Here is a 12,636-nt window from a genome sequence, read left to right on the forward strand (position 1 = left end):
GGTGATCATGACGATTGAGATTATTGGCCGAGCAAGTGTGGCTCCAGGTGCAGCAAATGTCGAAGAGCTGAAGCAGGTTCTCGAAGACGGCCGCTGCACGGTGACCAGCATTCCATCCGAGCGGTGGGATCTGGCGCGATTCTGGCATCCGGTGCAGGGCACTCTTGGCAAGACCTATACCTATGCCGCCGGCGTCATCGATACGATTTATCATTTCGACCCTGCTGTTTTCGGATTGTCGCAGCGCGAGGCCATGCATATGGACCCGCAGCAGCGCATCCTGCTTGGTCTCGTCTGGCGGGCTCTGGAAGACGCCAACCTTCCGCCGTCCTCTCTCTCCGACGAACGCGTCGGTGTCTATGTCGGCGCGTCAAGCCTCGACAACGGCAATCTTTCGGTCGAAGACCCGTCCTCTGGCAGCCCCTATTTCATGACAGGCAACACGCTGTCGATCGTGTCCAACCGCATTTCCCACGTCTTTGGGTTGCGCGGACCGAGCATGACGATCGATACGGCCTGCTCTTCTTCTCTCGTCGCGCTCGACCAGGCAGCGCGCGCGCTTGAGCGCGGCGATATCGATACGGCGATTGTCGGCGGCGTCAATCTGCTTGCGCACCCGCTTTCCTTCGTTGGTTTCGCGCAGGCGCGCATGTTGTCGCCCGAGGGGCTCTGCCGCGCCTACGATACCAACGGGCATGGCTATGTCCGCGCCGAAGGCGGTGTGGCGATCGTTATGCGCCGGACAGACCGAGTCTTGCGCGAGCGTGATCGCAGCTATGCCCGTCTGCATGCCACCGGCGTCAACTCGGCTGGACGGACCAACGGCATTTCGCTTCCGTCTCGGGAATCGCAGGCTGCTCTGCTGAAGTCGATCTACGAGGGCCGCGATATCGATGTGAACCGCATCGCATTTATCGAAGGGCACGGCACTGGCACGCGTGTCGGCGATCCCGCCGAGGTATGGGCCATCGGCAATGTGATCGGGACGGCACGGCGCGCACCGGTGCCGATCGGCTCGATCAAGTCGAATATCGGCCATACCGAGCCGGCGTCCGGTCTCTTCGGGCTGCTGAAGGCGATGATCGCGCTGGAAAACAATTTCCTGCCGGCAACGCTTCATATTGAGCAGACGAATGAGGACATCGATTTCGAAACGCTCAATGTCCGCGTGAATACGTCTGCGATCGAACTCCTCCCGGCTCGCGCTGCTCGCTTTGCGGGCGTCAATTCCTTTGGGTTCGGCGGCACCAACGCGCACGTCGTGATCAGCGATCCAGATCCCATCGCGCCACCGGAGCCACAGATCAAGGGCGATATGCCGATCTTCATGGTCAGCGCCCATAGCGCGTCCGCCCTGGAAAATCTGCTGCAAGCCTACAAGGACAAGTTGGCGACGGCATCTGCGAAGGAAGCGCGTCAGATGGTTTCATCCGCCGCTGCCAATCGCGATGGCATGCGATATCGTTTTGCGGTGAAGGCGCGGGACGCCGATAGCGTTGCGTCGGCTATATCTGCTCATTTGGCCGGCGAGACCTCTGCCGGCGAGCGTGGAGAGACGACAGGTCATGCCACACGCATTGCCTTTGTTTTTTCCGGAAACGGTTCTCAGTGGGCAGGCATGGGCGCGGACGCCTATCGCGAAAACACGCATTTCCGGCAGTGCTTCCAGTCGTTCAGCGCGCTTTTTGAGTATTACCTCGGTGAGAAGCTGACAGACCTCATTTTTGCGGAGGATTTGGCAGTTAGACTGGCGGATACCAAGGTTGCCCAGCCGATGCTGTTTGCCGTCCAGGCAGCGCTTTCCGATAGCCTGGTGGCTCAAGGTGTGCGCCCAGAAGCGGTCTTTGGCCACTCGGTCGGTGAAATCGCAGCTGCCTATGCAGCCAAAGCCCTGACCGCAGCCGAGGCTGTCGCCATTGTTGCCAAGCGCTCGCAGCACCAGGATATGCTGGCTGGGACGGGCAAAATGGCTGCCGTCGTTCTCAACGAAGAGGCGGCTCTCGCCTTCGCGCGCACCAATGGTTTCGACAATATTGTCGTTGCCGCCATCAACGCGCCGAACTCGGTTACCATTTCCGGTCCGGCCGATGAGGTTCAGGCCTATCGTGATGCGGCCCGAAAAGCCAATATCGTCGCCCATGTTCTTGATATCAATTACCCGTTCCACCATCCGATAATCGATCGGGCAAAGGATGCGTTTCTCGGCGATCTGCCGGACATAGATCCTGAAAGCGGCAACGGCACCTTCATATCCACCGTGACCGGTGCTGCCTTGGACGGACGTCGCTTGGATGCCGGCTATTGGTGGCAGAATGTGCGCGAACCTGTCCTCTTCCGCCAGGCGGCAGAAGCGGCGATGGACATGGGATGCAATCTCTTTATCGAGATTTCGCCGCGTCCCATTCTGTCGAATTACGTCAGTGAAATCGCAAAGCATACTCAGCACCAGGCGAGCGTGATCCCGACGTTACTGCGCGAGCCTGCAAACGGCAGTGATCCGGTCGCCCGTTCGTTCGCGCGCGCCGTCGCGCACGGCGTTTCGCCCGCCAAGGCGCGCGGTGTTGCGCAGCGCAATGCTTACCTAGATCTGCCGCAATTGCCGTTCGAGAAGGTCGAGCTTCGCCCGCAGCACACGAGCGATGAAATCGATATCTTCGGTCGAGATGGGCGCAGCCTTTATACGCTTCTCGGTTGGCGGACCGACCCGAATGGCTCGAATTGGAAAAACCATATCGATGCGCATCTTTTCGCCGACCTTGCCGAGCACGTGGTCGATTCCAAGGCAATCATGCCCGGTGCTGGCTTCATCGAAATCGCGGTGACGGCCGCCCAGCAATTTTATCAGACAGAGCATGTCGAGATCACCAATCTCGAGATCGTTCGTCCGCTGGAATTGCGCAAAGATCGCATGTTCGAACTGTCGACGGTTCTTTCTCCCGAGACGGGCGATCTTGAGATCCGTTCGCGCGAGCGCCTCAGCCATGACGACTGGACGGTTCATGCGTTTGGGCGCGTTCGCAAGTTCATTGGCGATACCAAGCCTGTCTATGCCGAGCCCGTTGTGGGTGAAGTCAAGTCGGTCCTTCCCGCAGAAACGACTTACAACACCGCCGAGCGCTTCGGCCTGCACTACGGTCCGCATTTCCAGCTTCTGTCGAAGGCCGTTTCTTTTGCACATGGCGTTGTCGAGGTCGATTTGAAGTCGGCGCAACCGCCATCTCATCCCTACCTTGCTTACAATCTCAATCCCATGTCGGTTGACTCGGCCTTCCATGGACTTGTTGCTTTGTTTGGCGAGTTCTCGGGCGATCGTGCCGGTGCCCCGTATATTCCGGTACGTTTCGGTGCGATCCGTGTCGGGTCGCGGGCCATGCCGATTGCCAAAGCGCGTATTGAAGTCGAACGCTTCAGCCAGAATTCGCTGAAAGCGCGGTTCCGCTTGTTTGATGCGGCAGGTCAAGAGATTGCTGTTCTGGACGATTGCCGTTTCCGTAGAACCTATCTTCGTCGTCATCACTCCCTCGAAAGTGTCTCCTTCCATTATGAGACCATTCCGTCGGCGCTGACGGCAACCAAGCCCGTGTCGGTCGAGGCGATCGCGAAGACCGCGCCTGAGGCGCTGGCGCTTAGCAACGCGAGCCTTCTTCTTGATGCTGCGGTCTATCGGGCCTGTCATGAGATTGCGCTGCGGCTGGCTGACAGACGTGGACGCGTTGAGACGCAGGCAATTCCGGGCAACGCCGCGTTCCGCGCCTTCTTGACAAGCTGTCTCTTCAGCCTCGAAGACGCCGGCATTGCGGTGGCTCAGGGAGACGGCTGGACGGTGCCGTCCGATTACACTCTGCCGCCCGTTGCTGAAATTCTTCAGGAGCTCTACCACGAGGATGCGAGCCGCGTTGCCGAGGCTGTGTTAATCACGAACGCCTATCGGAGCGCGCTCGAGCGGCTGTCTCAAGACCTCCAAGTCGGTGAGGTGGACGATACACAACATGCCCGCGTGACGAGCGAAGCAACGATGGAACATGTCCTCGTTCACTCGCCGCTCAGCCTGCGACGCCTCGCTTTGGCAGTCGAAGAGGCTGAGGCAATCCTCAATGGAACTGCAAGCGAGATCCGCCATGTGCTGGAAGCCGGAGCGATTTCCACTGCCTTCAGCCGCCGGCTTGCGGTGCTCGCCGCTGAGAAAGGCGCAATGCTGATCATTGCAGAGCCGCGCGACAATTTGCGACGCTCTCTGGAGATCGCCTTCGAGCAGGAGGTTCACGTCACCGTGCTGCATCCTGATAAGCTCATGGATCATCCGGTTGCCGGTCTTATCGTTGCCGCCGGCGACGAAAGCCAAAGCTTGCTGGCAAACAACGAAGCGATCCGTGCCACCGCACAGCGTTCGGCTTATGCTGGTGGCGCGCTCATCCTGGCCGATCGGGCGCCCTCTGCATTTAACGATTTCGTCTTCGGATTGTCCGACGACTGGTTCGCGGCAAGTCAGTCAAGCGCTTTTCCAGTGGGCAAGCTGGCGACAGCGGGACAGATTGAAGAGCTGGCAGCCGACCTCGGCTTTACCGGTTCTGTTCACGACATGTCGACGTCATCGGGAACGCTGCTGTCGTTGGTCGCATCTGCCAAACCGGCTGCGCAGGAGATGGCGAAAACGGAACGAGACATCGAACCGATCGTCGTTCTTGCAGAGGCAGGCAAGCCCAGCCTTACCAGCTTCAAAACGATCTCGCTCGCGGCCCGCTCCGACCGAAAGGCTTTTATCTCGGCTTTAGAGAAAATGGCTGGCAGCCGCATCAAACTTCTTTACCTGGCTGAACGTGCAGACAAGGATCCGTCGCAATCCCTGCAGGCCCGTCTGCAGGCCTTCACGGACCTTGCAGAGACGCTCGCTGGCGACAGCGCAGCGGTTGCATCACGTCCGCAGTTGTTGATCGTGGCGCCCGGTGGTTCTCCTGTTTCTGCTCTGGTTGATGAAGCCAATGCAGGGCTGTGGACTTTTGGCCGCGTTCTGCAGAACGAGTATGAATTCCTTGATGTGCATCTGATCGATGCATCGCCGGCCGACAGTGCCTTGGACGGTCTTATCGATCGCCTTTTGGCTTCCCAGAGTGCCAATCGCGAATGGATGGTTGATTCGCAGACGGGCGAATTGCGTGAAGTGCGTGCGGCCGGAGGGCCGTTCCCGCTCGGTAAGCGTATCGGCAGCCACTTCGCTGCAGCCACGATCCGTCAGCTCTCCTCCGGACGTCTCGACAGCATCGTCTGGGAAGCCAGCACGCCGCCCGTTGCCGCTGCTGGTGAGGTGGTCGTCACGGTTGAGGCGACTGGCCTCAATTTCCGTGACGTCATGTGGGCCATGGGCCTTCTTCCGGAAGAGGCGCTGGAAGACGGTTTTGCCGGTGCGACGATCGGCATGGAGTTCGCTGGCCGTATTTCGGGTCTAGGCGACGGCGTCACCGACCTTCAGATCGGCGACAAGGTGATGGGTATTGGACCTGCTGCCTTTTCGACGCATGTTCGCGTTCGCCGCGACGGCGTCACGAAGGTACCTGAGCGCATCGATACCGTTGCCGCCGCGACTGTGCCGGTTGTCTTCCTCACGGCCTATTATGCAATGGTCGAGCTTGGTCGCATCCGTGCTGGTGAGACGATCCTGATCCACGGTGCTGCCGGCGGTGTCGGTCTTGCTGCCTTGCAAATTGCCAAGATGAAGGGTGCGCAGGTTATCGCCACGGCGGGAACGATTGAAAAGCGCAACTTCCTCCAGCTTCTCGGGGCAGACCACGTCTTCGATTCCCGCACGCTTGATTTTGTGAGCGATGTGCGTCGCGTCACGGGCGGCGAGGGGGTCGATCTTGTGCTTAACTCGCTCTTCGATGAGGCGATGGAAAGAAGTCTTGAACTGGTCAAGCCGTTCGGTCGGTTCCTCGAACTTGGCAAGCGTGACTATTACGCTGACCGGAAGATCGGTTTGCGGCCGTTCCGTCGTAACATCAGTTATTTTGGGATCGATGCGGACCAACTCCTCGTCAATGTGCCGGATCTGACGCGGCGTATCTTCACCGAAATGTCGGATCTGTTCGCCGAAGGGCGCCTTACGCCGATCCCGTACCGGGCCTTCGCCCACGACGAAATTGCGACCGCTTTCCGGTTGATGCAAAATGCCGGTCACATTGGAAAGATCGTCGTGCGTCCGCCTGTGGCTGGACGCGACACCGTCCTCCTGCAGCAGGGCAAGCCGCTCTCCTTCGATGACAAGGGTATCTACCTCATTGCCGGTGGCATTGGTGGCTTTGGTCTTGAGGCAGCAGAGTGGCTGGTGGCGAAGGGCGCGCGCAATATCGCGCTTTGCAGCCGCCGCGGCGCGGCCGATGGCGAAACGAAAAAGGCGATGGCTGCCTGGCAGAAAACTGGCGTCAAGGCGCATGTTTACGCCTGTGACATCACTGATGAAACCGCTGCGGCTGCCATGCTCACGGATATGCGCAACAAGGCGCCGATCAAGGGCATCATTCACGCCGCCATGGTGCTTGATGACGCCTTGATGTCCAATCTCACGAGCGAACGTAACAAGCCAGTCGTTGATGTGAAAGTCAAAGGCGCGGACGTTCTGCATCGTCTGACGATCAGCGACAGTCTTGATCTTTTCCTGATGTTCTCGTCGGCAACGACGATGCTTGGCAATCCAGGTCAGTCGAACTATGTGGCTGCGAACGGCTATCTGGAGGGTCTTGCCCGCAAGCGTCGCGCTGCAGGCTTGCCCGGTCTTGCCGTCGGATTCGGCGCCATTGCTGACAAGGGATATCTGGCGCGGAACGCCGAGGTGAACGAGCTGTTGTCGAAGCGTATCGGCAAGACGGCGCTGCGTGCCCAGGATGCGCTCGATCAGGTCGAGCGTTACATGGTTGCAGATAACGGATCTATCGATGCTGCTACTGTGATGATCGCCGAAATCGATTGGAATTCGGTGCGGATGTTGCCGATTGCGACGAAGGCCTTGTTCGAAACCATCATGCAGCAGGCCGGCGCCAATCAGTCTACTGGCGATAGCGACACCATCGATCTCGAAGAGATGATCCATGGAAAGTCCGAGGAAGAGGCGCAAGCGCTTCTGCACAAGCTGGTCGCCGCCGAAATCGCTTCCATCCTGCGCATCACCGAAGAGGGTATTACCCCGGATAAGGTGCTAAAGGATATCGGGCTCGATAGCTTGATGGCCATGGAACTCGGAATGAACTTCCAGCAGAAGACCGGCTTCGATATTCCGCTGAGCGGGATTGGCGAGGGAACGACGGTGGGCGACGTGGTGTCGCGCTTGCGCGAGCGGGTTGCCAATCGTAGTGGCAGCGAGCAGGGCGAAGCCGAGGATGTTGTGCGCCAATTGGTGCAGAGCCACTCGGGAAGCGAGAAGGTAGCGGCAGAACAATGAGCGGCGAAGACAAGGCCAAAGAGGGGAATGGACGCAAGTCGCTCCTCGATCAGATGCGGCACGCGAGCGAGTCGTCCGGGCGTAATCGCACGGCACGCTTGAATCGTGTACCTGCGGCTGCTCCTTTGCGCCGTGCCCCGTCCTTCGAGGATCTACCGGAATACAAGCGCGTAATGGCGCAAAAGCTTGGCGCGCAAATGGCCGGCATTGCCAATCCTTTTTACCGCTCCCATGAGCGCGCGGCGGGGGCAACTACCGTCATCGGCAATCGCGAATATGCGAATTTCGCCTCATACGACTATCTTGCCACCAATTCCGATCCTCTGATCGCCACGCGCGCGAAAGAGGCTATCGACCGCTACGGCGTTTCTGCTTCGGCAAGCCGGCTGGTCGCAGGCGAGCGCCCTGTCCACATCGCTCTTGAGAAGGCTTTTGCCGACAATTATGGCGTCGATGCTGCCATCTGCTTTGTTAGCGGCTACCTGACCAATGTCGCTTCGATTAGTTGCATCATGGGACCGCAGGATCTCGTCATCCATGACGAGTTCATCCACAACAGTGCTCTTGCTGGAATCAAGCAATCAGGCGCAACGCGCCGCTTGTTCAAGCATAATGACATTGCCAATCTCGAAAGCGTGCTGCGGGGCCTTTCTTCGGAGTTCCGGCGCGTCCTCGTGATTGTCGAGGGTGTCTATTCCATGGACGGCGATATCGCCGACCTGCCGGCCTTGATCGAACTCAAACAGCGCTATGGCTTTTGGCTGATGTTGGACGAGGCGCATGCGCTTGGCGTGCTCGGGGATCATGGTCGCGGTACTTTCGAGCATTTCGGCATCGATCCGCGCGAAGTCGACATTTGGATGGGCACCCTGTCCAAGACCACGTCGAGCTGCGGTGGTTATATTGCCGGCAGCCAAGCGTTGATCGACATTTTGAAGGCCGAAGCCGGCGGTTTTGTTTATAGCGTCGGGCTTTCACCGCCGCTTGCGGCGGCTGCGCTCGCCGGTCTTGAAATTCTTCGCGATGAACCGCAGCGTGTCCGCGATCTTCATCGTAACGGCGCGCTCTTTCTGAAACTGGCCCGAGAAGCCGACCTCGACACTGGGCTCAGCCTCGGTTTCTCGGTCGTTCCGGTTCTTGTAGGCGACTCCTTGAGGGCAGTGCAGCTTTCCAACGATCTCTTGGAGGAAGGCGTCAATGCTCTGCCGATTATCCATCCTGCCGTTCCCGAGGGTCTGGCGCGTTTGCGCTTTTTCATCACCAGCAACCACACGCAGGAGCAGATTGCTCACGCCGTTTCTGTGACCGCGCGTCGCCTGAAAGAGCTTCAGGATCGCAACTTCGGCCTTGCCTCGCTCGATATGGACAAGATCATGCAGCTTATGCCGGCGCTCCAGTCGTCAGACAAAGCCTAAACGGCCATGCCATGCATGTAATCGTGACCGGCGGCTCCAGCGGTATCGGTTTTTCCGTCGCGAGCCTTTATGCCGGGCGGGGCGTGCAGGTTTCATTGATTGCGCGTGACGCTGCGCGTCTTGAGGCGGCCGCGCAGAGGTTGAGGGCACAGTTTCCGGCTTCTAAGATTGCTACTGCCTCGGCCGACACCGCAGTGGGCGAGGAAGTTGCAGCTGCAATTGAGGTCTGCGAGGGTGAAAACGGCCCGTGCGATATCCTTATTGCGTCGGCTGGAATGGTCGAACCGGCGCCTTTCCATGAACAATCCGCCATCCTGTTTGACCGACAGATCACGGTCAACCTTTTGGGCACGGTCAACACGGTGCGCACCGTCTATGATGGGATGCGCGCGCGTCGTCGAGGCACCATCGTCATCATCTCGTCCGGCGCGGCTCTGATCGGTATTTATGGTTATGCAGCCTATTGCGCATCAAAGTCGGCCCTGACGGGCTTTGTCGAAGCCCTGACAGCCGAAGCAGTTTCTTTCGGCGTCAATCTTTGTCTTGCCTTCCCACCCGACACGCAAACGCCGCAATATGAGCGCGAGTTACCGATGCGTCCCCCGGAGGCGGCTATTCTTATGGGGAAAGTTAAACCCTGGCCTGTGGAAGCTGTGGCCAGACGTATCGTCAAAGCGGTAGACAAGCGAAGATCGCGCGTCTATTTCGATCTGACGCTCTGGGGGCTTTATACATTTGGTGCTTTCGCCAAGCCGGTATTGATGTGGTCATTCTTGCGCCATCTTGCACGGACAAGAGACGGACAAGGATCCAGCCGATAGATCCTCGGATAGAAGCAGACGCCGTAAAAGGCAGGGTACGCAGACGCATAAGATAAGGTTCGGAAGTGCATGAACAGCGAACAACTTCATGATTTTCCGATGCTGCTAACCTTCATCTGTTTCGCGCTGTCCTGTCTTGTCGTGTATCTGACGGATCGCTTTGCTATGCCGGCGTCCGTGCGGCGTGACAATCAGGTCGAGCGGAGCCTGTTTCAACGCCTGGTTGATGATCTGGCGCGTCTTCCGGTGATTGCGCTGGTCTATGCAGGCTTTTTTGCCTGTTGCTGGCGTCCGATCTATTCGATGCAAGGCACGATCAGCTTCTTCGTGATCTTCACCGGAATATCCCGAGCGAAGTTCCAGTTCATTCGCGAGCCACTGATCTTTTCCGATATCGCTCTTGTGGTCGATGTCTTCAAATACAAAGAGATCTTCTACGCGACATCGCTCAATCTCGTTTTCTGGCTGGTCGCCGGGCTTTATGTCTTCGGTCTGACCGGCCTTTACTGGTATCTGGAGCCGCCGATCTGGCCCGAGCATTTTCGGCTTTTCTGGGTTCTGGTGCTCCTGGTGATTGCCTTTGGTCCTTGGCTGGCGCTTTTCACGGCTGCCGTGAACGGACCTGTCTCGCACCTTGTCCAGCGTTTGGTCGGTCCAATCGACATCAAGAAGAATACGGTTCGCTTCGGGACGTTCTCGTCGGTCGTCTTTCACTTCGTCATCTGGCTAGGTCGCAGACGCGAGAAGATCGTCCGCGAAATTTCCGAATTCCTTCGCTCTACGCTGCACGACGTATGGGAGCACGACGAGGACGAGCCGCCGCTCATCGTGGTGTGGCAGTCGGAGTCCTTTATTGATATGCGGCATTTCGGCGTCGAGGACGTCAACCTGCCCAATCTCGACAGGTTGCGTCAGCAAGCAGCGCAATGGGGCCGCATGACCAGCGTTTTCGAAGGCGGTTATACGCTGAGAACGGAATTTGCTGTTCTGTCAGGGCTGCTTCCCGAAAATGTTCATATCGATGCCAGCTACCCCTATCTGCGCGCAAGCCATTATGCCGATGTGGTCTGGCCAAATCGCTTGAAGAAAGCCGGGTGGAAAACGCAGTTCATCCATCCTTATGACCGGACGTTTTTCCTGCGGCACAAAGCGATGCCGCAGCTTGGTTTCGATCATATGATGATGCTCGACGAGTTTGATCACAAGCCTGAGCGCGATGGGCCCTATGTGAGTGATCTGACGCTGGCCAAGGCCGTCATGCGAGAGATCGATAAGGATCCTGACAAGAAGAACTTCCTGTTTGTCGCTTCCATGGCAAATCATGGTCCATGGGAGCCGGGAAGGGTGGAAGGTCTGACCGATCCAGTCGAAACCTATTGCGAGTTGCTGCGGCGTGCGGATCATGCGCTTGGCAACCTTGCTCATTATCTCGACACGCTCGATCGTCCGGTCTGGTTGCTTTTCTACGGGGATCATGCGCCTCTGCTGAAGTCCTTTGCCGATCCGTTTCCTGATCCTCGCACGGATTATGTAATCGTTCCCTTTGGGACAGCGCGCACTCATTCGCGTGGGCCTGCGCCCGAAGAGGAAGAAGCGCCCTGGAACCTGCTTGGTCGCCTGCTTTATTTCGCAGGTCTTAATCAGCAGGTGCCGGAGGCATGAGCGAACAGACGGGCTCCGACCGCGTCTTTCTTTTCCTTCAGGGGCCGTCCTCTATTTTGTTTTCAAGGATCGGAGATCAATTGGCGGCAGCCGGCGCCAAGGTCTTGAGAATTAATTTGAACGCCGGGGATCAGGTCTTTTGGCGTCGGCCCGGCGCTATTGCATATCGAGGCACTTCATCCGCCTGGCCGGACTTCGTTATGCGGCTGATGCGCGACGAGGGCGTGACGGATCTCGTTCTCCTGGGTGAGGAGCGGCCATATCACAAGGCTGCAGTCAACGCAGCTCGCGGCCTCGGGATAGGCGTTTACGTTATAGAGATGGGACATTTGCGCCCGGATTGGATCACGGTTGAACGCGACGGGCTTTCATCGAATTCCCGCTTTCCAGATGATCCTGGTGCGATTTTATCGGCTGCGGCTAATCTTCCCGAACCTGACTTCACGCGCCACTTCAGCCATAGCTTCTTTCAAGAGGCTAAAGCCGATCTCCTTTACTATTTGCCGACCGTCTTCCTTTCCTTCCTCTATCCGCATTACCGCGTGCATGGGCTCTATAATCCGCTGCGCGAATATGCTGGCTGGATCCCGCAGCTTGTTTTCGCAGGACGCCGACGGCAGCGCGCGGAGGCAATTGCAGCTTCTATTCTAAGTGCTCAGTCCCCGTTCTTTCTCTATCCCTTGCAGTTGCAGACGGATTTTCAGCTGCGTGCTCATTCTCCGTTTCATTGCCAGGAAGACGCTATTCGCTTCGTTCTTGCATCCTTTTCCCGATATGCGGCGCGCGAGGCGCGTCTGGTTATCAAGCTTCATCCGCTAGACGCTGGCATTGTCGATTGGCGAGCCTATATTAGCGGCCTTGCATCTGGGAATAATCTTGCCGGGCGCGTTGATGTTTTGGACGGCGGCGATTTGAATGCGTTGGTGGCTCGTAGCCAGGGGATGGTCACGGTGAATTCTACAGCTGCACTCAATGCTTTGCAGGCTGGAAAGCCTGTAAAGGTGCTGGGGGAAAGTATTTACCGCATCAAGGGTCTGACTGATGAGAAGTCTCTTGATGAATTTTGGTCTAATCCGGCTAATCCTTCGATGGAGCTATTGTCCGCGTTTATTCGGTTGATTGCCGCAGCAGTCCAAGTGCGCGGCGATTTTTACGCGCGTGACGGTGCTGAAGCTGCTGCAACGGCGATCTCTGCCAGGCTTCTGGCCCGGAATGTCAATCAGCCCGGCGCTTACGTCACGCCGCCACCGCGGCGTCATCCCGACAAGATCGTCGTACCTTAACCGTTTCCACCGCCCTGCCGACGACG

5 protein-coding genes are annotated in these 12,636 nt (G+C 57.9%); all 5 read left to right on the top strand.

Going from position 1 to position 12,636, the window contains the following annotated elements; genetic code table 11:
* Positions 1 to 7 precede the first annotated feature (7 nt).
* The 5 genes from VQ830_RS21820 (at position 8) to VQ830_RS21840 (ending at position 12,610) form a co-directional block, all read left to right on the top strand.
* Positions 8 to 7,429, top strand: coding sequence for an SDR family NAD(P)-dependent oxidoreductase (locus tag VQ830_RS21820; protein WP_337270264.1), 7,422 nt, complete (start codon positions 8 to 10; stop codon positions 7,427 to 7,429).
* Complete coding sequence (locus VQ830_RS21825; protein WP_337270265.1) at positions 7,426 to 8,844, top strand: aminotransferase class I/II-fold pyridoxal phosphate-dependent enzyme; 1,419 nt, start codon at positions 7,426 to 7,428, stop codon at positions 8,842 to 8,844. The genes VQ830_RS21820 and VQ830_RS21825 overlap by 4 nt, the downstream gene beginning before the upstream one ends.
* A gap of 11 nt (positions 8,845 to 8,855) precedes the next feature.
* Entirely contained in the window at positions 8,856 to 9,665 is an 810-nt protein-coding gene (locus VQ830_RS21830) for an SDR family oxidoreductase (protein ID WP_337270266.1), read from the top strand.
* A 69-nt stretch (positions 9,666 to 9,734) separates the two neighbouring features.
* Positions 9,735 to 11,327, top strand: coding sequence for an LTA synthase family protein (locus VQ830_RS21835; RefSeq protein ID WP_337270267.1), 1,593 nt, complete (start codon positions 9,735 to 9,737; stop codon positions 11,325 to 11,327).
* On the top strand, positions 11,324 to 12,610 hold the full coding sequence (locus VQ830_RS21840; protein ID WP_337270268.1) for a capsule polysaccharide biogenesis protein: 1,287 nt from the start codon (positions 11,324 to 11,326) through the stop codon (positions 12,608 to 12,610). The genes VQ830_RS21835 and VQ830_RS21840 overlap by 4 nt, the downstream gene beginning before the upstream one ends.
* Positions 12,611 to 12,636 lie beyond the last annotated feature (26 nt).

Source organism: Oryzifoliimicrobium ureilyticum (genome assembly GCF_037199735.1).
In the GTDB taxonomy this organism is placed as follows: Bacteria; Pseudomonadota; Alphaproteobacteria; order Rhizobiales; family Rhizobiaceae; genus Rhizobium; species Rhizobium ureilyticus.

Coding starts and splice junctions, on each gene's coding strand:
- VQ830_RS21820 (WP_337270264.1), top strand. CDS start 8: ATGACGATTGAGATTATTGGCCGAGCAAGTGTGGCTCCAGGTGCAGCA.
- VQ830_RS21840 (WP_337270268.1), top strand. CDS start 11,324: ATGAGCGAACAGACGGGCTCCGACCGCGTCTTTCTTTTCCTTCAGGGG.
- VQ830_RS21835 (WP_337270267.1), top strand. CDS start 9,735: ATGAACAGCGAACAACTTCATGATTTTCCGATGCTGCTAACCTTCATC.
- VQ830_RS21825 (WP_337270265.1), top strand. CDS start 7,426: ATGAGCGGCGAAGACAAGGCCAAAGAGGGGAATGGACGCAAGTCGCTC.
- VQ830_RS21830 (WP_337270266.1), top strand. CDS start 8,856: ATGCATGTAATCGTGACCGGCGGCTCCAGCGGTATCGGTTTTTCCGTC.